This is a genomic window from Calidithermus terrae (assembly GCF_003574345.1).
Classification (GTDB): domain Bacteria; phylum Deinococcota; class Deinococci; order Deinococcales; family Thermaceae; genus Calidithermus; species Calidithermus chliarophilus.
In genome coordinates, this window is the sequence record NZ_QXDL01000058.1 from 1 (window position 1) to 20,072 (window position 20,072).

At 69.4% G+C, this 20,072-nt stretch carries 23 protein-coding genes; 9 read left to right on the forward strand and 14 right to left on the reverse strand.

Annotated features, from left to right (window positions below; translation table 11 throughout):
- Positions 1 to 221 precede the first annotated feature (221 nt).
- The 7 genes from Mterra_RS08535 to Mterra_RS08565 are packed head-to-tail and all read right to left on the reverse strand — an operon-like array spanning position 222 to position 5,723.
- Positions 222 to 1,376, reverse strand: coding sequence for an MFS transporter (locus tag Mterra_RS08535; protein WP_119314812.1), 1,155 nt, complete (start codon positions 1,374 to 1,376; stop codon positions 222 to 224).
- Between the two features lie 17 nt (positions 1,377 to 1,393).
- Positions 1,394 to 2,551 carry an AAA family ATPase gene (locus tag Mterra_RS08540; protein WP_119314813.1) on the reverse strand — a complete coding sequence of 386 codons (1,158 nt, stop codon included), beginning with the start codon at positions 2,549 to 2,551 and terminating at the stop codon, positions 1,394 to 1,396.
- A gap of 4 nt (positions 2,552 to 2,555) precedes the next feature.
- Positions 2,556 to 3,167: a nicotinamide mononucleotide transporter family protein gene (locus Mterra_RS08545; RefSeq protein ID WP_119314814.1), complete on the reverse strand. Its 612-nt coding sequence runs from the start codon at positions 3,165 to 3,167 to the stop codon at positions 2,556 to 2,558.
- Positions 3,164 to 3,568 carry an ADP-ribosylation/crystallin J1 gene (locus Mterra_RS08550; RefSeq protein ID WP_119314815.1) on the reverse strand — a complete coding sequence of 135 codons (405 nt, stop codon included), beginning with the start codon at positions 3,566 to 3,568 and terminating at the stop codon, positions 3,164 to 3,166. Before Mterra_RS08550 ends, Mterra_RS08545 begins: the two co-directional genes overlap by 4 nt.
- A gap of 9 nt (positions 3,569 to 3,577) precedes the next feature.
- Positions 3,578 to 4,426, reverse strand: a complete 849-nt coding sequence (locus Mterra_RS08555) for a TIGR02452 family protein (RefSeq protein WP_119314816.1) — start codon at positions 4,424 to 4,426, stop codon at positions 3,578 to 3,580.
- Between the two features lie 2 nt (positions 4,427 to 4,428).
- Positions 4,429 to 4,983: an RNA 2'-phosphotransferase gene (locus tag Mterra_RS08560; RefSeq protein ID WP_119314817.1), complete on the reverse strand. Its 555-nt coding sequence runs from the start codon at positions 4,981 to 4,983 to the stop codon at positions 4,429 to 4,431.
- On the reverse strand, positions 4,980 to 5,723 hold the full coding sequence (locus Mterra_RS08565) for an NUDIX hydrolase (RefSeq protein ID WP_245971575.1): 744 nt from the start codon (positions 5,721 to 5,723) through the stop codon (positions 4,980 to 4,982). The genes Mterra_RS08560 and Mterra_RS08565 overlap by 4 nt, the downstream gene beginning before the upstream one ends.
- A 100-nt stretch (positions 5,724 to 5,823) precedes the next feature.
- On the opposite strand from Mterra_RS08565, the gene cdaA reads away from it, so the two are divergent.
- The 4 genes from cdaA (at position 5,824) to fmt (ending at position 9,147) form a co-directional block, all read left to right on the forward strand.
- Complete coding sequence (cdaA, locus tag Mterra_RS08570; RefSeq protein ID WP_119314819.1) at positions 5,824 to 6,603, forward strand: diadenylate cyclase CdaA; 780 nt, start codon at positions 5,824 to 5,826, stop codon at positions 6,601 to 6,603.
- Entirely contained in the window at positions 6,600 to 7,445 is an 846-nt protein-coding gene (locus Mterra_RS08575) for a CdaR family protein (RefSeq protein ID WP_119314820.1), read from the forward strand. Before cdaA ends, Mterra_RS08575 begins: the two co-directional genes overlap by 4 nt.
- Positions 7,446 to 7,527: 82 nt before the next feature.
- Complete coding sequence (gene def, locus Mterra_RS08580) at positions 7,528 to 8,124, forward strand: peptide deformylase (protein ID WP_119314821.1); 597 nt, start codon at positions 7,528 to 7,530, stop codon at positions 8,122 to 8,124.
- A 15-nt stretch (positions 8,125 to 8,139) separates the two neighbouring features.
- The gene (gene fmt / locus Mterra_RS08585) at positions 8,140 to 9,147 is read left to right on the forward strand and encodes a methionyl-tRNA formyltransferase (protein WP_170159605.1); all 1,008 of its coding nucleotides are present in this window, start codon (positions 8,140 to 8,142) and stop codon (positions 9,145 to 9,147) included.
- Between the two features lie 176 nt (positions 9,148 to 9,323).
- Here the strand turns inward: fmt and dxs are convergent, their stop codons facing one another.
- The 4 genes from dxs to Mterra_RS08605 all read right to left on the reverse strand — a co-directional run bounded on the left by dxs (position 9,324) and on the right by Mterra_RS08605 (position 13,171).
- Positions 9,324 to 11,183 (reverse strand): 1-deoxy-D-xylulose-5-phosphate synthase, encoded by a 1,860-nt coding sequence (gene dxs, locus Mterra_RS08590; protein ID WP_119314822.1) that lies wholly within the window; start codon positions 11,181 to 11,183, stop codon positions 9,324 to 9,326.
- Between the two features lie 35 nt (positions 11,184 to 11,218).
- The gene (locus Mterra_RS08595; RefSeq protein WP_119314823.1) at positions 11,219 to 11,899 is read right to left on the reverse strand and encodes a DUF3108 domain-containing protein; all 681 of its coding nucleotides are present in this window, start codon (positions 11,897 to 11,899) and stop codon (positions 11,219 to 11,221) included.
- 63 nt (positions 11,900 to 11,962) lie between these two features.
- Positions 11,963 to 12,427 (reverse strand): hypothetical protein, encoded by a 465-nt coding sequence (locus Mterra_RS08600; RefSeq protein ID WP_119314824.1) that lies wholly within the window; start codon positions 12,425 to 12,427, stop codon positions 11,963 to 11,965.
- 78 nt (positions 12,428 to 12,505) lie between these two features.
- Positions 12,506 to 13,171 carry a PspA/IM30 family protein gene (locus tag Mterra_RS08605; protein ID WP_119314825.1) on the reverse strand — a complete coding sequence of 222 codons (666 nt, stop codon included), beginning with the start codon at positions 13,169 to 13,171 and terminating at the stop codon, positions 12,506 to 12,508.
- Between the two features lie 234 nt (positions 13,172 to 13,405).
- Between Mterra_RS08605 and Mterra_RS08610 the strand changes: the two genes are divergently transcribed.
- A complete protein-coding gene (locus Mterra_RS08610) occupies positions 13,406 to 13,972 on the forward strand; it encodes an NADPH-dependent FMN reductase (protein WP_119314826.1) in 567 nt (188 codons plus the stop codon).
- A 147-nt stretch (positions 13,973 to 14,119) separates the two neighbouring features.
- Here the strand turns inward: Mterra_RS08610 and Mterra_RS08615 are convergent, their stop codons facing one another.
- Positions 14,120 to 15,214: a Gfo/Idh/MocA family protein gene (locus tag Mterra_RS08615; protein ID WP_119314827.1), complete on the reverse strand. Its 1,095-nt coding sequence runs from the start codon at positions 15,212 to 15,214 to the stop codon at positions 14,120 to 14,122.
- 129 nt (positions 15,215 to 15,343) lie between these two features.
- On the opposite strand from Mterra_RS08615, the gene Mterra_RS08620 reads away from it, so the two are divergent.
- On the forward strand, positions 15,344 to 16,345 hold the full coding sequence (locus Mterra_RS08620; protein WP_119314828.1) for a polyprenyl synthetase family protein: 1,002 nt from the start codon (positions 15,344 to 15,346) through the stop codon (positions 16,343 to 16,345).
- 43 nt (positions 16,346 to 16,388) lie between these two features.
- Here the strand turns inward: Mterra_RS08620 and Mterra_RS08625 are convergent, their stop codons facing one another.
- A complete protein-coding gene (locus Mterra_RS08625) occupies positions 16,389 to 16,826 on the reverse strand; it encodes a DUF420 domain-containing protein (protein WP_119314829.1) in 438 nt (145 codons plus the stop codon).
- A gap of 32 nt (positions 16,827 to 16,858) precedes the next feature.
- Positions 16,859 to 17,164, reverse strand: coding sequence for a hypothetical protein (locus tag Mterra_RS08630; protein ID WP_119314830.1), 306 nt, complete (start codon positions 17,162 to 17,164; stop codon positions 16,859 to 16,861).
- 81 nt (positions 17,165 to 17,245) lie between these two features.
- On the opposite strand from Mterra_RS08630, the gene Mterra_RS08635 reads away from it, so the two are divergent.
- The 3 genes from Mterra_RS08635 to fabF all read left to right on the forward strand — a co-directional run bounded on the left by Mterra_RS08635 (position 17,246) and on the right by fabF (position 19,816).
- Complete coding sequence (locus tag Mterra_RS08635; protein ID WP_119314831.1) at positions 17,246 to 17,575, forward strand: tRNA-binding protein; 330 nt, start codon at positions 17,246 to 17,248, stop codon at positions 17,573 to 17,575.
- A 106-nt stretch (positions 17,576 to 17,681) separates the two neighbouring features.
- Positions 17,682 to 18,017 (forward strand): hypothetical protein, encoded by a 336-nt coding sequence (locus Mterra_RS21860; RefSeq protein WP_147372612.1) that lies wholly within the window; start codon positions 17,682 to 17,684, stop codon positions 18,015 to 18,017.
- A 569-nt stretch (positions 18,018 to 18,586) separates the two neighbouring features.
- Entirely contained in the window at positions 18,587 to 19,816 is a 1,230-nt protein-coding gene (gene fabF, locus Mterra_RS08645) for a beta-ketoacyl-ACP synthase II (protein WP_119314833.1), read from the forward strand.
- Positions 19,817 to 20,072 lie beyond the last annotated feature (256 nt).

A 20,072-nucleotide genomic window follows, 5' to 3' on the forward strand; every position in this document is an offset into this window, starting at 1 on the left:
TAGGTCCGTGATCATTTGACTTTCTCCCAAGCCTCAGATTACACCTCGAGAACGGCCTCAAGATGGTGTGCGGAAAATATTTTTTGTTGGATGGAATAGGGGCGATGGCTGATAGCCGATAGCCGGGCGCGGGTCGTACGTCGTACGTCGTACGCCAAACGCAAAACGCAAAACGCAAGACGCGTGTCCTGCGTCCTACGTCGTACGCCTGGCCCTCGGCCCTAGACCCTCGACCCTCGAGGCCTGTAGCTCGACAGCGAAAACGCCAGCCAGCTCACCACCCCGGCGAGCGTGGCGGCCAGGAGGAAGCTGCTGCGCACGCCGCCGACCTCGGCCACGGCGCCCAGGAGGATGGGGCCCAGCAGGCCGCCCAGGGTGCTCATGGTGGAGACGCTGGCGATGGCGCTGGCGGGGGTGAGGCCGGGGGTGTTGGCGGCGGCGGCGAACATCATGGGGAAGAGGGTAGCCATGCCCCAGCCCATGCAGGCGATGCCCAGCAAGGCGCCCTCGACGCTCTGGCTCAGCACCCCCAGCGCCAGGCCAAGGCCGCCGAACAGCGCCCCGAAGCGCACCACCCGCACCGCGCCGTAGCGGGCGGCGAGCCAGTCGCCGCTCAGGCGGCCCAGCAGCATGACGCTCTGGTGCACGGCGAAGCCCATGGCCGCGACCGACTCGGGCGCGCCCAGGCCGCGCAGGTACACCCCGCTCCAGCCCGGGATCGAGCCGTCGCTGATGGCGGTGCACAAGCCCATCAGCCCCAGGAAGAGCAGCGGCCCCCTCGGCAGCGCGAAGACGCGGCGGATGGGGGGGACCGGGGTCTCGAGCAGCCACCGACCGCCCACGCCCACCGTCGCCGCGCCCACCAGCCCCACCAGCGCGAAGTGCAGCCAGGGCTCGAGCCCCAGCCCCGCCAGCGCCGCCCCCGAGAGGGCGCCCAGCAACGCCCCCAGGCTCCACAGGGCGTGGAAGCTGGAGAAGATGGGCCGCCCGTAGCGGGCCTCGAGCGCCGTGGCCTGCGCGTTGATGGCGATGTTGAGGTAGCTCATCAGCAGGCCGTAGACCCCCAGGCCCACGAACAGGAAGGCCGCGCTCGGCAGCAGGGCCAGCGACAGCAGCGACCCCAGGCCCGCCAGCGCCGCGAGCTGCGCGACGCGGCGGCTGCCGAAGCGGTCCACCAGCCCGCCGCTGGTGAAGCCGCCCAGCAGCGAACCGGCCATGTTGCCCATCAGGACGGTGCCCAGCACCACCGCCCCCAGGCCCAGCCCCTCCGAGACCGCCGGGATGCGGGCCACCCAGGAGGCCGCCACGAAGCCGTGCAACAAAAACAGGCTCGAGAGCGCCCCTCGAGCCCGCACCAACCCCGGATCCAGCGTCACGAGACCGAGTATAAGTCTCAGGCAGGCCGCGGCCCCAGGTGGCGGGTGGGGAAGGGCTCGGCGGGCAGGGGACGGCCCTCGAGCACCGCCCGCACCTGCGCCACCCGCTGCTCGAGGCTCCCCCGCACCACGGTGTAGGGGACGCCGCGCACGTCGAGGTCGTGCAGCACCAGCCCCTGCATCCGCCCGCGCCAGGTCTCGTTGTCGCGCCAGCCGTCCTGCTCGAAGGGGATGTCGTCGGCGCAGACGAAGGTGTGGTGGTAGCGCCCGGCGCACTCCCGGGCCAGGGCGTGCAGCTCGAGCAGGGCGCTTTGGTTGTAGTAGTAGCTGAAGAAGAGCGTGGTGAGGGCGTTGGTGTCCACGAAGAGGTAATTCCTGGCCTGCGTGGCGGCCTCGTCCTCGAGCTCGCGGTGCCTTTGGGCGACCTCGAGGTAGTCCGAGAGCTCCATCACCCCGCCCCGGCGCTCGTAGTGCTCGCGCCCGTACTCCTCGACCCAGCGGGTGCCGTACTCCTGCGCCATGCGCCGCGCCAGCGTGGTCTTGCCGGTGGACTCGGCCCCCAGGAACACCACCCGCTGCACCGGGGCGTACCAGTGCTGCAGCGAGCGCCACACCCGCTCGTCGAGCCATTCCCCGGCCCGGCAGAACACCTCCCAGCTCTGGCCGTAGTCGGTCCACAGGCTCTGGCCTATTAGCTCCAGCCGCGTCCGGGCTTTGAATTCGGCCAGCCACTCGCGCAGCTGGCTCCCCGAGATGGGGAAGCGCCGCCGCTGGGGGTCGGCGGTGACGTGCCGAGCCCCCAGGTGCCGGGCGAAGCCTTCGCCGTAGCCCTCGCTGGTGTAGACGTGAACATTCTCCAGGTGGGGCGCGTAGTGGGCCTCGAGCCACCGCCGCACGAACTCGCGGTGGGTGAGGTCGTCGGCGTCGTTGGGCGGGGGGTTTTCGGGGACATAGACGCGGGCTTGGGGGTAGAGCTGCCGCACCCACTCGGCCCGCACCCTCGAGGGCATCTCGGGGAAGTCGGGGTTGGAGTAGACGAGCACCACCAGGAAGTCGTGGCCGGTGGTGTCCTGCAGGGCCCGCTCGAGCAGGAGCTGGTGCCCCTTGTGCAGCGGGGCGAACTTGCCCACCACCAGGTTGAGGCGGGAAGGGGGGAGGTCTTCGGGCAGGCCCATGCCCTCACGCCCCCGCGGGCTGCTGGCGCCGAGCCCGCCCGTGGCGTTCCTGGCGGCGCCACTCGAGCCAGCCGTACACGCTCATCCCCGCCAGCACGAATTGCAGGCCGAAGAGGCCCCAAAGCCCCAGGTGCTGGAAGTACACCGCCTGCACCGCGTTCACGCCGATCCACACCGGCCAGCCCCACGCCCACTTGCGCGTGGTGGCGAAGTTGGCGACCAGCGCCAGCGAGACCGCGCCGAACTGCACCCAGTTCCACGCCTGCGAGAAGTCGGTGACGGCGACGGTGTAGGCGAAGATGGCGAGGCTCGCCACCCAGGTCACGCTGTACCACAAGGGCTCGTTGAAGCGGATCTCGCCCGCGTCGCGCCGCCGCTCGAGGTGCCACAGGTACAGCCCGTGAACCCCGAAGATCAGGTAGGTCACCTGCAAGCCCGCCAGCATCCACTGGCCGCCCGCCGTGAACAGCAGGAAGTAGGGCAGCAGCGAGGCGTTGGACCAGTGCCAGTAGGCCAGGCGCTTGCCGAAGAGGAACACCAGCGAGACCACCACGCACAGCGAGCCGGTCCAGTCGAAGGCCCAGGCGGGAACGTCGAAGCCGAAGAGGTTTATCATCTATCCTCCGATAGCTCAGCCGGAAGGTTGGTGTTCGGGTCAATCTCGCCCTTGAAGCCCGGGCCGTAGTAGGCCGCCGCCACCGTGATTCTGCCGATAATGTGCCGGTTGAACTCCTCCAGTTCCTCAGCCGGAACCCACAACTCCTGATGCACCCGTGCTCCGGCGATCTGGACAGGGAACCGCCTCACGTACTCGTCATCCACCTCGAACCGCGTCACGAAGCCGCAGGGCGGGTCGTTGTACTTGGTGTTCCAGTCTCGAGCGATCTGCTCGGCATACTCGAAATTGAGCACGGGGTAGAAGATGGGCTGGTCGGGCAGTCGCGGGGGAAAAGCCCTATACCCCGAAGCGGCGATGAGCCGGAGCTCTTGTAGACCTACAGGGCGGAATAAGACCATGCTGCTCTCCTAAGAAGCAAACCAATGGGCGAAAGCGGCGTAGGTTGCGCCAGCCTCCGACTTGTCCAAGATGGCGAAAGCGACTTCCTGGAAGCGATCGTTAAAGAGACCGCCCACGGCCAGATGGCTGTGGAAAGCCCAGGCCACCTCCTCGGGGGAGTTCTTGAAAACCCCGCAACCCCAAGCTCCCAGGATGATGCGGGTATAGCCCAGGCGGACAGCCAGAGCAAGGATTTTTTCACTGCGGACCTTTAGAACCTCGAGTACTGCGCCCAACCTCGCTGGCTGATTCTTGGCCAGTGCCCCAGCATTTGGCGCAGGCGACGTGATGAACGAGAGCAGGTAAGGTTCTTCAAGCAATGTCCCCTCGTCCGTACGAAAAACGGGGACTTTAGGCGAGTAGATCATGTGATCGCTGTAAAGCAAGTCGCCTTGTTTCCGGTGAAATTCGTAAAAGTGGGGTTGAGTCAGCAATGAGAAGTACAGCCCGGAGGATCGGGCCAGGCTTTCCTCTTGAGCTTGGGCTCCGCCCAGGAAACCTCCGCCCGGATTTTTGGCCGAAGCAAAATTCAGACAGATGACAGGCTCATCGGATGCTGCGACCATGCGCCGTGCGGCCTCCAGGCTGCTTTCGTTGGTCACCTCGACGCGCGTCTGCGGAAATCTCCTTCTTGGCCGAGTTTGCAGGTCTTGAAGTAAGGGGTCGAGGGCGTCAGGGGTGTAGAGCTGAGTGTTGTTGGTGCAGTACCGCATGGCCGCTTCAAGCTCTACTCGCTTCCCGCTGGGGGCCTGGTAAAAGCCCTGCTCGAGGATCCTAACGGTTTCAGCAGCAATTTCGGCGCGTCGGTTGCGTGCCATGGCTAAAGCACCTCCAACCACTGCGGCGGCACCTCGTCCACCAGCCACACGCCGTTGGCCGAGCGGTAGAAAAGGTGGCCCGCTTCGTGCATCTCCCGCGCCCGGACCCTGAGCAGCACGGGCTTGCCGTGGCGGGTGCCCACCTTGAGCGCGGTCTCCTCGTCCTGTGAGAGGTGGACGTGATGGCGCGACATGCGCTTGAGGCCGCTGGCGAGCACCTGCTCGAGGTTGTGCCGGGCGGTGCCGTGATAGAGCACCTCCGGCGGGGCCTGCGGCTCGAGCCCGAGGTCCACGGGGACGCTGTGCCCCTGGTTGGCGCGGATGCGCTCGCCGCTATCGTCGAAGGCGAAGCGCTGCTTGTCGTTCTCGCGCACGGCCTGCTCGAGCGCCTCCCGCGAGAGGGGGAAGTACTTGCGGGAGAAGGCCTCGAGCAGCGCCTCCACCCCCACCCAGCCGCCGGGCTCGAGGCTGAGCCCCAGGCCGCCGGGGTCGTGGCGCAGGTGCAGGGCCAGGCGCTTGCTGATGCGTTTGAGCCGTTCGGGGGGGAGGGGGGTCATGGCCGGTCCTTTTTGAAGGTGTAGAGTTCGGCAGGCCGGTAGCCGGTGCCGCTCTCGAGCTCGCCGGTGGGCTCGAGGCGGCCCGAGGCCAGCACCTTGCGGCGGAACGAGTCCTTGTTGAGCTTGCGGCCCAGGATGGCTTCATGCACCTGCTGGAGCTGGCGCAGGGTGAAGCGCTCGGGCAGCAGTTCGAAGCCGATGGGGACGTACTCGAGCTTGCCCCGGATGCGCCGGACGGCCATCCCCAGGATCTCGGCGTGGTCGAAGGCCAGGGGGTGCCGCCTGCTCCTGCCGCCCTCGACCTCGACCGGCCCGCCCGCCTCGCCCTCCCAGGGCACCACCACGCGCAACAGCGCACTGCCCTCGCGCTCTTGGATGCGGCCCGCCTCTACCAGGGCGTAGTAGGCCACGCTGATGACGCGGGTGCGGGGGTCGCGCCGGGGGGCGCCGAAGGTGTAGAGCTGCTCGAGGTAGACCCCCTCGAGGCCCCCCTTCTCCCGCAAGACCCGCGCCGCCGCCTCGTCGAGCGACTCCTGCATCCCCACGAAGCCGCCCGGCAGGCTCCAGAAGCCCTTGAAGGGGTGTTCCTTGCGCTGGGTGAGCAGCACCTCTAAGCGCCCGGCGCGCAGGGTGAGGATCACCACGTCCACCGTGACCGAGGGCCGGTCGAACTGGCTGGGGTCGTAGCTGGCGAGGAATTGCTGCTCCTCGAGGCGGTTGCGGTCGTTGCGGCGGCTCACGGCGGGCACCTTATATGCAAAAAGCATATATGCGGATCGCATATAAGTCAACTCAGATAACGCTTAGACTTCGGGGCGCCCGGGACTGTAACCTGTAGAGGTGCTCACGTGGCGCGATGCTCTGGACATTCTCGCGGTCGCTACGGTCTTCTATTACCTCTACGTTCTCATCGCGGAGTCGCGGGCGCTCAACCTGGTGCGGGGGCTGTTGGTATACCTCTTGGTGTGGTTCGTCGCCAGCCGCATGGGGCTCAACAGCCTGGCCTGGCTGCTGGGCAACGCGGCCACGCTGGGGGTTTTCGCGCTGATCGTGGTGTTCCAGCCGGAGCTGCGGGGGGCCTTGGAGCGCATCGGGCGGGGCCGCCTGCAGCGCCAGCCCCTGGCCGATGCCCAGCTCAACGAGCTCGTGCGCGCGGTCGAGCGCCTGAGCGCCCTGCGCTACGGGGCCCTCATCGCCATCGAGCGCCACACCCCGCTGGGGGAGTTCGCCGCCACGGGCGAGAACCTCGACGCCCGCCTCTCGGCGCGGCTGCTGGAGAGCGTGTTCTTCAACAAGACCCCGCTGCACGACGGCGGGGCCATCCTGCGCGGCGACCGCGTCCTGGCGGCGGGGTGCGTGTTCCCGCTGTCGGAGAAGCAGGAGAAGTACCTGGGCACGCGCCACAAGGCCGCCATCGGCCTCTCCGAGGTCTCGGACGCGCTGGTGATCGTGGTGAGCGAGGAGCGCGGCACCCTGCGCCTGGCCGACGGGGGCCGCCTGTCGCCGCCGCTGCAGCCGGTAGAGCTGCGCGAGCGCATCCGCGAGGGGCTGCAGATCGCCACGCCCACGTTGGCCGAGGCGCGCTTCCGGCTGTGGCGGCCGAAGGAGCGCGAGGGATGAGCCGCCTGCTGCACAACCTCCCGTCCAAGCTGCTGGCGCTGCTGGCGGCGGCGCTGCTGTGGTTCCAGCTGCGCGAGAGCCAGCCGGTGACCGAGCGGGCCCTGACCCGGCCCCTGCAGGTGCTGGGCCTGGCCGAGGACCGGGTGGCGGTGGGCCTGCCCGCGCAGGTGCAGCTGCGGTTGCGGGGGCCCTCGAGGCTCCTGGAGGGCAGCAACCTCAACCCGGTCAACGCCTACGTAGACCTCTCGGGCGTAGACAGCGGCGAGTTCACCCGCGACGTGCGGGTGGGGCTGCCCGCCGGGGTCGAGCTGGTGGGCCTCGAGCCCGCCCGCGTCGAGGCCCGGGTCGAGCGCTACGAGACCAAGACCCTGCCGGTCGTGGCCCAGCACCCCAGCGAGGTGCTGACGGTGGAGCCCGCCGTGGTCCAGGCCAAGGGGCCCCTGAGCCTGGTCTTGCAGGCCCACCGCGCGGTGGGCTACGCCGAGGGGGAGGACGAGGTGGTGGTGCTCGTCGCCGTGGACGCCGAGGGCCGCCCGCTCAACGACCTCATCCTCACCCCCGACCGCGTGCGCGTCACCGAGCGGGGGCCGCTGCTCACCCGCCGGACGCTCCCCCTGCGCCTGCAGAGAGCGCCGCAGGGGTGGCGGGTGCTCGAGGCCAGCATCCCCCCCAGCGTCGAGGTGCAGGGCGACCCCCAGGTGCTGCGGCGGCTCGAGCGCGTCGAGGCGAGGGTCCCGCTCAAGGCCGGGCGCTTCGAGGCCCCGCTGGAGCTGGTGCTGCCGCCCGGGGTCCAGGCGGTGAACGGGGTCACGGGAACTTTCAGGGTCGAGCGCGTACAATAAGCCGGAAGCCGGGGTAAGACCCGGCCGCTGATGGCGGCCCGCGAGGGCCACGCAGGGTAGCCGTCGGCACCTTCCACTCCCTATGGCTGAGATCTACACCGTGCGTCTGTTCGGCGACCCGGTGCTGCGCAAGCGGGCACTCAAGGTCACCGACTTTTCCGAGATCCCCCGCCTGGCCGAGAACATGCTCGAGACCATGTTCGAAGCGCGGGGGGTGGGCCTGGCCGCCCCCCAGGTGGGCCTGTCGCAGCGCCTGTTCGTGTGGGCCGAATACCTCGACGACGAGGAGGACGAGGAGGAGGGCGAGGACGCCGACCTCAGGGCCCGGGTGCGCGAGACGCACGTGATGGTCAACCCGGTCATCACCTTCCGCGAGGGCCAGCAGGTGGGCACCGAGGGCTGCCTCTCGATCCCGGGCCTCTACTCCGAGAACGTGCCCCGCGCCCTGCGGGTGCGGGTGGAGTACCAGGACGAGCGGGGCGAGCCTAAGGTCTACGAGGCCGAGGGCTACAACGCGGTGGTCATCCAGCACGAGCTCGACCACCTCGACGGGGTGCTTTACTTCGAGCGCCTGCCCAAGGAGCTCAAGTCGAAGTGGCTCGAGGACAACCGCGAAGACCTCGCCCGCTTCCAGAAGCAGGCCAAGGCCTTCCTCAAAGAGCTCAAGGCCAAGGGCTGAAGGCGGGAGACCCCGGTGAACCCCGCTGAGCCGCCCGCCCCCGGCCCCCGGCGCCGGGTGGCCTTCTTCGGCTCGCCCGCCTGGGCGGTGCCGGTGCTCGAGGCCCTGTACCGCCGCCACGAGGTGCTGCTGGTGGTCACCCAGCCCGACAAGCCCGCGGGCCGGGGCTTAGAGCTCACCCCCTGCCCGGTCGCCCGCCGCGCCGCCGAGCTGGGCCTGCCGCTGGAGAAGCCCGCGAAGCTGCGGAAGAACCCCGATTTCCTCGAGCGCGTCCGCGCCCTCGGCCTCGAGGTGGCGGTGACGGCGGCCTACGGCAAGATCCTGCCCGCCGAGCTGCTCGAGATCCCGCGCCACGGCTTCCTCAACCTCCACCCCTCCGACCTGCCCAAGTACCGCGGCCCCGCCCCCGTGCAGTGGACGCTCATCAACGGCGACGCCGAGACGGCGGTGAGCATCATGCGGACCGACGCGGGCATGGACACCGGGCCCGTGGTGAGCAAGTTCCACACCCCCGTCGGCCCCCACGAGACCGCCCTCGAGCTCTCCGAGCGCCTGCGCGACAAGGGCATCGAACTGCTGCTGGAAGCCCTGGAACGCCTCGAGCACCTCACCCTCACCCCCCAGCCCGCCGAGGGCACCCACGCCCCCATGCTCGAGAAGGACGACGGCCGCGTCGTGTGGGAGCGCCCGGCCCACGAGATCTACAACCGCCACCGGGGGGTGCAGCCCTGGCCGGGGAGCTGGTTTGAACTCCCAGGGGGTAGCGGTCCGCGGCTCGATACGGGGGGTAGCGGTCCGCGGCCCGAGCCCTCAGGGAAGCGGGTCAAGGTGCTGTCCATGCGGCCTGTGGAGGGCAGGGGAGAGCCCGGAGCGGTGCTGGGGGTGGACTCGAGCGGCGTCGCCGTAGCGACGGGGAACGGGGCCATCCTGCTCCAGCAAGTCCAGCCGGAAGGCAAAAAACCCATGCCCGCCGCCGATTGGGCCCGTGGGGCACGGCTGGAGGCGGGCTCGAGGCTGGGGTGAAGGAGGCTCGTGGCCTGTGGTGAAAGGCACCCCTCCCCTCCGGCGTCGAGGGCCTAGGCGTCTTGCGTTTCGCGTTTTGCGTACGGCGTAGGACGTAGGACGTAAGACGCACGACCCGCGTCTAGCGTCTGGCGTTTTGCCTTTAGCTATCAGCTATCGGCCATCAACCATCAACCTCAATCCCTAGCCCCCACCTCGCGCACCCGCACCCCCATCTGCGCCAGGGCCTCGAGGATGCCCGCCGCGTCAATGCCGGCCTCGCGGTGCATGCGGGGGATGGAGCCGTGGTCGAAGAATTGGTCGGGCAGGCCCAGCACCCGCAGGTCGGGCTTGAGGCCCAGCTCGCCCAGCGCCTCGAGCACCGCCGAGCCGAAGCCGCCCATCTTCTGGTGGTCCTCCACCGTGACGAGCTTGTAGCCCTCCAGGGCCAGCTTCTCCAGCAGCTCGCGGTCGAGCGGCTTGAGGAAGCGGGCGTTGACCACGCCGACTTCGGGGTTGTCGCCGGCGGCCTCGAGGGCGTACTTGAGGGTCTTGCCGAAGGTCAGGACGTAGGCCTTCGAACCCTCCTTCAGCACCTCCCAGCGGCCCCACTCGATCTCGGGCCAGCTCCCCTCCGCCACCCGCTCCACGTTGTCGCGGGCGTAGCGGATGGCGACGGGGCCGCCGCGCCGCAGGGCCTCCTTGAGCATGGCCCGTAGCTCGAGGGCGTCCTTCGGGGCCGCGATCTGCACGTTGGGGACGGTGCGGAGGTAGGCGACGTCGAAGACGCCGTTGTGGGTCGCGCCGTCGCCGCCCACGATGCCCGCGCGGTCCACGGCGAGCACCACGTCGAGGTTCTCGATGGCGATGTCGTGGATCACCTGGTCGTAGGCCCGCTGCAAGAAGGTGGAGTAGATCGCCAGCACCGGCTTGAGGCCGCGCAGGGCCATGCCCGCGGCGGCGGTGGCGGCCACGTCCTCGCAGATGCCGGTGTCGAGGTAGCGGGCGGGGTGGGTCTGGGAGTAGCGCACCAGCCCCGAGCCCTCGCGCATGGCCGGGGTGATGACGAAGAGGCGGGGCTCGAGGTGGGCGAGCTCGGTCACCGCGTCGCCGAAGGCCGCCGACCAGGAGTAGCCCTTGGAGACCTTCTCGGGCTTGTCGGGGTTGAAGCCGGGCGGGCCGTGCCAGTAGATGGGGTCGGCCTCGGCCACGGTGTAGCCCTTGCCCTTCTGGGTGACGATGTGCAGGATGGTGGGCCCGTCGAGCTCCTTGAGCTCGTGCAGCAGGTGCACCAAGCCCTTGAGGTTGTGCCCGTCCACCGGCCCCACGTAGCGCACGCCCCAGGCGTAGAAGGGGTTCTCCTGGTGCAGCACCAGCTTGGCCGCCTCCTTGGCGCGGTCTACGAGGTTGAAGAGCTTGGGGGAGATGGTCTCGAGCACCCCCCGCCCCCACTTCTCGGTGTCCTGCACCCACTTCTTCACCTGCAACTCCTTGAAGAAGCGGTTGAGCGCGCCCACGTTCTCGCTGATGCTCATCTCGTTGTCGTTGAGCACGATGAGCATCTTGCGCCGCTGCTCGCCGATGACGTTGAGCGCGGCCAGGGCCATGCCCCCGGTGAGCGCGCCGTCGCCGATGACGCTGACGATCTGGTAGTCCTCGCCCAGGGTGTCGCGGGCGATGGCCATGCCGACGGCGTTGGCGAGGGAGGTGCTGGCGTGGCCCACGGTGATGGCGTCGTGCTCCGACTCGCTGACCTTGGTGAAGCCGGAGATGCCCCCCTCCTGGCGGATGGTGTGGAAGACCTCCTTGCGGCCGGTGAGGATCTTGTGGGCGTAAGCCTGGTGACCCACGTCGAAGAGGATGCGGTCGCGGGGGGAGTCGAAGACCTTGTGCAGCGCCACGACCAGCTCGACCGCGCCCAGCGAGGAGGCCAGGTGCCCGCCGTTCTGGGCGCACACCCGGATGATCTCGCTGCGGAGTTCCTCGGCCAGGGCCAGTAGCTCGTCTTCGCTGAGCGCTTTGAGGTCGGCTGGGCTGTTGACTTTGTCGAGTACCACTAGGGCCCCCTTTCCCAAGACTTTAGCGCCTGAGACTAGCCGAAATTACGCGCAGCCAACACAAAGCCCTCCTTGGTGCGGATCTCGCCGATCCCCGGCACGAACCACACCTCGCGGCTGTCGGTGGCCCCGCCGCTGCCCCTGGCCTCGAACTGCACGCGGAAGACCTCGAACTCCCCCGCCCGCACCCGCACCTTCTCCTTGCCCAGGATGCGGTAGCTGTACTCGATGGTCTCCTTGTAGATCACCTGGGGCCGGGCGTTGGGGGGGTAGATGGTTGACTCGACCGCGGTGGTGCCGCCCCAGCGGGCCCCGGCGACGATCTGGGCTTGCGGGGGGTACTCGAGCATGGGCGGGTTGAAGCGGGTGACGGCGGTGGAGACGGTGTCCTCGTAGCCCAGCAGCCGCACGCCGGCGGTGGTGATCTGGCGGTAATAGTCCTTCTGCACCCCGCGCCCGGCGAAGCGGTACTTCACCGCGATCTGGTCGCCGAAGGGGGCGGGCCCCAGCACGGTGAGGCGGTAGGGCGGGTCGTTGGGGGCGACGTCTTGGGGCAGGTAGGTCCACTGCACGCCGGTCTGGGAGGGGAAGTAGGTCTGGCTGGCGCTCAGCGTGACGTCGGGCTGGTTGTTGTTGGGGTTGCTCTGGGGCACGCAGGCCGCCAGCACGCCCAGGGAAAGGGCCAGAAGGGCCCAGGAACGCACCGCGAACTTCATGCCCACCAGTTTACTTTCCCTGCCCTCCTGCGCAGTTCAGCTCCGCGTGAGACGGGCCGGCCCTCAGCCATCGGCGGGGCGGCTGAGCAGCTCGCGCAGGCTCGAGCGCAGCGCCTCGAGCTCGGCGAAGCCTTTGGGGGTTTCGGGCCCCTGCCACAGCAACAGCTCGGCCTCCAGGCTCTCCAGCAGCTCCACCCCCTCCTCGTAGGTGCGGCCGAGCTGCCGGTAGCGCTCCTGCAGCCGCTCGCGGGCGGTCGAGCCCGCCGAGCCCCCGGCGGTCTGCGGGGCGGCCAGGTGGCGCTCGAGCTCGCTCATCTCCCGCCGCAGGCCGCGCAGCTCGCGGCCGTAGCGCAGGGCGCTGCCGACCATCCCCCGCAGCGCCCTGCCCAGCCGGGGCTGCTGGCGGCGCAGCCCGGCCAGGGCCCGCTCGAGGCGCTCGTCCTGGGGCGGTGGGGCAGGCGTGGACAAGACCCAGACCGTCAGCGCCAGCACGGCCAGCAGCAACAGCACCTCGCCCAGGACCAGCATGGCCTAATTGTGCACCCCGACCGGGGGAAGGACCCGGTCGGGGCTCACGTTGGCGGAAGGGTTAAGCCCCCGCGCGGCTCAACCGCTCATGCCCAGCTCGCGCTTGAGGCGGGCGAGGTCGTCGTCAACGGCCTTGTCGGCGCCCAGGTCCTCGAGCTCCTTATCGATGTCGTTGCGGTCCATCTCGGCCATGGCGTGGTGCTTGTCCTCCATGGCCTCGATGCGGCGCTCCATGTCCTCGAAGGCCTCGACGGCGGAGTGGGTGTCTACCTTCGACTCGAAGCGGCGCACGGTCTCGGCGGCCTCGACGCCCTTCTTGCGGGCGACGAGCAGGGCCTTCTTGGCCTCCGACTCCTGGATCTTGGCCTCGAGGGCCTTGAGCTGGGTCATGAGCTGCTGCACTAAGCTGCTCTGCTGGGCGACCTGCTGGGCGAAGCCTTCGGAGAGGGTCTGGGCCTGCTGCTTGCGCTTGAGGGCCTCGCGGGCGAGGTCCTCGCGGCCCGAGCGCAGCGCCTCGGCGGCCTTGTTCTCCCACGCGCGCATCTGCTCGGCGTAGCTCTGCTGCTCGCGCTCGAGCTTCTTCTGCTCGGCCATGGTGCTCGCGACTTCCTCCCGGGCGTCGCGCAGCGCGGCGCGCATGTCCTCCAGGGCCTGCTCGATGATCTTCTCGGGGTCCTCGGCGCGTTTGATGAGGTCGTTGATGTTGGCGCGAATTAAGCGGCTCAGGCGATCCAGAATACCCATTTGTGGCCTCCTTGTGGGTCAGTGTAGCGCACACGTTGAAGGCGCTACAACCAGAGGCAAGCTCGAAAGCTCGGTGGCCGTACTCACCCTTAGCGCAGGCCCGAATGCCATTGCAGAAAAAATGATACATAAAGACTCAGATAATGTAAATCGCCCACTGTCTCAGGGGCACATCAGGCCGAGGTCAGAGGGCGTACAGCCGGGCGTGGCAGCTTGGGGAGAGGAGGTGCCGAGATGAAGTCCATGCAAGTCCTGGCCCTGGTCGGGAGCCTGCGCAAGGACTCCTACAACCGCAAGCTCTTCGAGGCCGCGCGGGAACTCGCCCCCAGGGGGATGAAGCTCGAGGCCTTCGACCTCGCCCTGCTGCCCCTCTACAACGCCGACCTGCACGACGCGGCCCAGTTCCCCGAGCCGGTAGAGCGCCTGCACCGCGCCATCCGCGCCGCCGACGCGGTGCTGCTGCTGAGCCCCGAGTACAACCACTCGGTCTCCGGGGTGCTCAAGAACGCCCTCGACTGGGCCTCCCGCGGGTCCTCACCCCCGCTGCAGGGCAAACCCGCCGCCGCCGCGGGCGCCTCGACCGGCATGGTCGGCACGGCCCGCGCCCAGATGCACCTGCGCGAGATCTGCGCCGCGCTCGAGATGCCCTTAGTCCCCAGCCCTGAGGTTCTGATCGCCAACGCCAAGCAAAAATTCGACGCCTCCGGCCGCCTCACCGACGAGAACAGCCGCAAGTTCCTCAAGGAACTGCTCGAGGGCCTCGCGGAACTCGTTCAGGAACGGAGTCTGGTGAAGCGATAAGCGGTCAGCCATCAGCTTGTAGCGGGTGGCCCGTCGCGGTTTGTCGAGGGTCCAAGGCCGAGGGCCAAAGCGAAGGCGTCTTGCGTTCTGCGTTTGGCGTTTCGCTTACGACGTACGACGCAGGACGTGCGCCCCGCGCCCGACCCCCTAAGGCCGCTCCCCCCGGAACGCGTCCGGCTTATCCGGCGCCTCGAGCCGCACCGGGCGCCCCGTCCGGGCCGAGGCGTAGAGCGCTTCGACGAGGCGCAGGTCCTGCAGCCCTTCCTCGCCGGGGGTGAAGGGGGTGAGGTCTTCCTGGATGCAGCGGGCGAAGTGGTCGAGCTCGAGGGCGAACTGGTTGGGGGCGGGGAAGCGGCGCTCCTCCACCACCTGCTGCCCTCCCTCCTCGCGGCCCAGCGACAGGCGCAGGCCGCGGTAGTCGAAGGCGGGGTCCAGGCCCACCCAGCCCCCCTCGGCGTAGAGGCGGTAGCGGCTGGAGCGGAAGGCCGAGTAGCCGGTGAGGCAGGCGGCCAGGACGCCGTTGCCGAAGCGCATCTGCCAGCCCATCTGCTCCTCGACCTCGCGGAAGCGCGGGTCATCCGGCGTGGCGTAGGTCTGGGCGAAGACCTCGACGGGCTCGAGGCCCAGCACGAAGCGGATGGTGTTGAGGCTGTAGACGCCGATGTCCACCAGCGGCCCGCCGCCCGCCTCCTTCCGCTTCAGCCGCCACTCGCCGGGATCGCTCTCCACCTGGCAGTGCACGCTCTCGACGAGCTTGACCGCGCCGAGGCGGCCCTGCTGCACCATCTCGCGCACGGCCCAGTGGTGCGGCTCGTACTGGCAGCGGTAGGCGATCATCAGCTTCACGCCCGCCGCGCGGCAGGCGGCGATCATGCGCTCGCCCTCGGCCACGCTGTTGGCCATGGGCTTCTCGCACAGCACGTGCTTGCCCATGCGCGCCGCCCGCACGGTGTAGTCCTCGTGCAGGTGGTTGGGCAGGATGATGTAGACCGCGTGCACGCCGGGGTTGTCGGCGAGGCGGTCGTAGTCGTCGTAGCCGTAGACGGCCTCCGGGGGGAGCCCGTAGCGCCGGGCGAGCCTTTTGCCGTCCTCGAGGTCGGAGGTCACCAGCGCGGCCAGGCGCGAGCGCTTGGAGGCCTCGAGCGCGGGCAGGATCTCCTCCTCGGCCAGCTTGCCGATCCCCACCAGCGCGTAGCCGACGCGCTCCTCGGGGGCCAGGGGGTGCTTGAGGGGTTCGGCCATGCGTCTGAGCGTAGGCGGCGGCTTTGAAGCCCGACTGACCCGGGCCTGAGCCGGCGCTAAGTCGCGGCGCGGCTCACGCAACCCCGACCGGCATTCCCGCCCGCGCCCGGAGGCGGTATTGTTGCAGCTATGCTCACGCCCGGCCGCCTGCGCGAGGCCATCCAGCAGCGCATGCTGGAGGCCCTCCCGCGCCCCGAAGCCGCCCCCCGTCCCGAGCTCGCCGAGTATGCCCGCCTGCTGCGCGACTACCCCGAGCGCGGGGGCAAGATGCTGCGCGGCAGCCTGCTGTGCTACACCGGCCTGGCCTACGGGGCCCCCCTCGAGCGGCTGCTGCCGGTGGCGGCGGCCCTCGAGCTCTTCCAGAACTGGGCCCTCATCCACGACGACATCGAGGACGCCTCCGACGAGCGCCGGGGCAAGCCCGCGCTGCACAAGCTCTACGGCATGCCGCTGGCGCTCAACGCCGGCGACGCGCTGCACGCGCGCATGTGGTCGCTGCTCGTCGAGGCCGAGGCCCCGCGGGGGGTGCTGCTCGAGTTCGCCCGCCTGGTCGAGCGCACCGCCGAGGGGCAGCACCTCGAGATGACCTGGGTCGAGCGCCAGCGCCTCGACCTCACCGAGGCCGACTACCTCGAGATGTGCGGCCAGAAGGCGGCCTACTACACGGCGGTGGCCCCCCTGCGGCTGGGGGCGCTGGCCGCGCTCGCCGAGCCGCCGGCGGCCTTCGAGGAGGCCGGGATGAAGCTGGGCCTGGGCTTCCAGATCGTTGACGACGTGCTCAACCTGGCCGGGGAGCGCGAGAAGTACGGCAAGGAGATCGCGGGCGACCTCTGGGAGGGCAAGCGCACCCTCATCCTGCTGCGTTTCCTGCGCCAGGCTGTGCCCGAGGAGCGCTCGAGGGCCGAGGCCCTGCTGCGCCTGCCCCGCGAGCGAAAGCCCGCCGCCGAGGTGGACTGGCTGCACCGGCGCATCCTCGAGTCCGGCGCGGTCGAGCACGCCCGCCGGGTGGCCGAGGGGATGCTGGGCGAGGGCCTGGAGGCCCTGAGGCCCGTCCTGGCCGAGCTACCCGAACCGCAGGCGGCCGCCGGGGTGTTGGAACTGCTCGAGCGGTTGGTGCGGCGCGAGGCGTGAGCGGGGTTTTAAGGGCGGCTCACGGCTGGGGAAGCTGCCTCCCCTAAAACCCGATGCCCCCCGCGCTCTCCCCGTACCGCGCCAGCACCTGATCGATGACCCAGCCCGTGGCCGCGACGTAGAGCCACACCGGGACCGTCCAGCGGGCCCAGGCCTTGTGGACGCCGAAGCGGCCCTTGAAGGCGTTGTAGAGCAGCCACAGTACCAGCGGGCCGTTGACGGCCGCCAGCACGGTGTGGCTCAACAGCAGGGCGTAGTAGGCCCCGCGCCACTCCTCGGGCCCGGCGTAGCGGGTGGTGCCGTAGAGGCCCCACTTGAGCAGGTAGAACACCAGGAACAGCCCGGCCAGCGCGGTGGCCGTGAGCATGGCCCGCGGGTGCCGGACCCGGTCGCCCCGCCGGATCAGCACCACCCCGACGATGACCGCGACCCCCGACAAGGCGATTAAGACGGCGGCGATGTCGCCCAACAACTGACTCATAGCTTCATTCCCTCGCTGAAATCGGCCCCGCTTCAGGGGCTGCTCTCGAGCTCTTCCCGCAGCTTCTCCGCGAAGCGCCGCACCCGGTCCTCGCGCGAGGTGCGCGCGTAGCTGTAGCCCAGCATGAACGCCCGCTCGGCCTCGGCGGGGTTGCCCAGGCGTTTTTGCGCCTGCGCCAGCCGCAGGTAGGCCAGCGCCATCAGGCCGTCGCGCTCGCTGCCGGGGCGGGCGGCCTCGAGCAGCGAGAGGGCTTCCTTGAGCTTGCCGGCCGCCTCCGCCGGCGCCGTGTCGCGGGCGTCCTGCAGGATTTCGGCGGCCTGATCCAGAAGGCGTTGCACGCCTGAGAGTATACGTTGCCCGGCCGGGCCCCGATTCGGTGGGTGATCACCAAGCCTCGCCGGCCGTATGATGCCCACGCCATGACGCCGCTGCAAGCCTTCGAACTGCTGGACCTGCGCGTGGGGCGGGTGCTGCGGGCCGAGGTCAACGCCGAAGCCCGCAAGCCCGCGTACAAACTCTGGATCGACTTCGGCCCGCTGGGCGAGAAGGCCAGCTCGGCCCAGCTCACCGCGCTCTACACGCCCGAGGCGCTGGTCGGGCGCCTGGTCGTCGCCGCGGTGAACCTGGGCGCCCGCAAGGTCGCGGGCTTCACCTCCGAGGTGCTGGTGCTGGGCCTCCCCGACGCCGAGGGCCGGGTGGTGCTGCTCGAGCCCGAGCGCGAGGTCCCGCTGGGGGGGCGGGTTTACTAGGAAGCCTGCCGGTAGTTCCTATGCAGGCCCGTGCCCGGAGATCATGGGCGTCCTCGCAGCGGCGCGCTGGCCTGCTGTATCCTGGATCTGCTACGAGGTTCGCACCATGAAACGGCAGCCCTGGTTTGTCCTACCGGTTGTTTTCCTGCTGTCCCTGGCGGGCTGTGCCCCCACCACCCGAGCGCCTGCGGCAGAGCCCCCGTCCAACCCCCCGCCGAGCTTCCGCCTGCACGTCACCAACTTGTGCAGCTTCAGCGTCCGGGTCTACCTCGACGGGGTGGCGCGGGGGAGCGTGACCCCCAACCGCTCGCTGCGCCTGGAGGGCATCACCCCCGGCGAGCACACCCTGCTGGCCGAAGGGCTCGGCGCCGGGCAGGGGCAGCGGCTCGAGCGGAAGTGGCTCTTCGACCAGGACCGCGAGTGGACCCTCTGCGCCCGCTGAAAGCCGCCAGCCGCCGGCGCGAAGCCCGGCCTGAGCAAGAGCAGGCCGGGCTGATCAATTTTTAGTCTGGCCGGTGAGCACCTCCCCGCCGCAAACTCGGGACGTCAGAACAGGAAGGACCGGCCATGCTGCCATACCCCGTCCGCGAACCCGAGCCCAAAGGTTCACGCGCTCACCCGACCCCACAGCCCCTCGACCCACCGGACGAGCCTTTCCCGTGCTCGAGCGAGTACTTCGCCTCGAGGGCACACGAAAAGGCACGCGGCGGGGGAGGGAAGCCGCCCGCTACCGGCCGTCCGCGGTAAGCGACAGGCCCGTGGCTTGTGGCTCGTGGCCCGTGGCAACCCCCACCCCGCCGGCGGGGTGGGTATATCCCCCCCACCCCCCTTGTTAAGGGGGGTAAACAAAGGGCGTCTTGCGTCTTGCGTCTTGTGTTTGGCGTTTGGCGTACGACGTACGACGTACGACGCAGGACGTACGCCCAGCGCCCGCCCCCCTCACGCCCGACCCGAGACACCCGCCCCTTGCAACGTAAGCCCCACAACATTTTGGCACGTTATACTCAGGCCATGCGCCGTGTTGTCGTCACCGGCATGGGGCCGGTAACTCCTATCGGCATCGGGGCGGAGGCCTTCCATAAGGCCCAGCTCGAGGGCAAGAGCGGCATCCGCCGCATCACCCGCTTCGATGCCTCGCAACTGCCCGCCCAGATCGCGGGCGAGGTGGACATCAACGTTGAAGCCTACATCGACAAGCGCGAGATGCGCCGCCTCGACCGCTTCGTGCAGCTCGCCCTCATCGCCGGTCAGCTCGCGCTCGAGGACGCCGGGCTCGAGCTCGAGCGCGAGGACCGCACCCGCATCGGCACGCTCCTCGGCAGCGGGATCGGCGGCATGGAGAGCTTCGAGGCACAGGCCAAGGTGTACGTCGAGCGCGGCGCTCACCGCATCTCGCCCTTCTTCATCCCCATGATGATCGCCAACATGGCCTCGGGCCAGCTCGCCATGAAGTACGGGCTGATGGGGCCGAGCTCCACCTCGGTCACGGCCTGCACCACCGGCGCCGACGCCATCGGCAGCGCCTACTACGTCATCCAGCGCGGCGACGCCGAGGTGATGCTGGCCGGGGGCAGCGAGGCCGCCGTGACCCCCATGGCGATGGGCGGCTTCGGCGTGATGAAGGCGCTTTCCACCCGCAACGACGAGCCCGAGAAGGCCAGCCGCCCCTTCTCCGCCAGCCGCGACGGCTTCGTGCTCTCCGAGGGCGCGGCCGTGCTGGTGCTGGAGGACTACGAGCACGCCAGGGCCCGCGGCGCCCGCATCTACGCCGAGCTCGTCGGCTTCGGCCGCAGCGCCGACGCGCACCACATCACCGAGCCCCACCCCGAGGGCATGGGGGCCAAGCTCGCCATGGAGGCCGCCCTGCGCGACGCCAGGGTAGGCCCCGAGGCGGTCGGGCACATCAACGCCCACGCCACCTCGACCCCCGTGGGCGACCGTGCCGAGACCCTGGCGATCAAGAAGGTCTTCGGCGAGCGCGCCTACCAAATCCCCGTCACCGCCACCAAGAGCATGACCGGGCACCTCCTGGGCGCCGCCGGGGCCGCCGAGGCCGTCGCCAGCATCCAGGCCCTCACCTCCGGCGTCCTTCCCCCCACCCTCAACCTCGAGGACCCCGACCCCGAGCTCGACCTCGACTACATCCCCAACACCCCGCGCGAGCAGAAGGTGGACTACGTGCTGTCGAACTCCTTCGCCTTCGGGGGGATGAACGCGTCGCTGCTATTCAAGCGGGTGTAGGGGCGGGGCGTACGGCGTACGTCCTGCGTCGTACGTCGTACGCCGAACGCAAGACGCAAGACGCAAGACGCCCTTTGTTTACCCCCCTTAGCAAGGGGGGCTGGGGGGGATATACCCTCCGGCTGCCCGCTTCCCCCCTCACGACCCCCAGAACTCCGGCCCGAAGGGGTTCTGCTGCGGGCTGATCAGCACGCTCACCACGATCACGAGTGCTGTGATGATCACGGCCCAGCGGCGCCAACAACGCCCGCTGGGC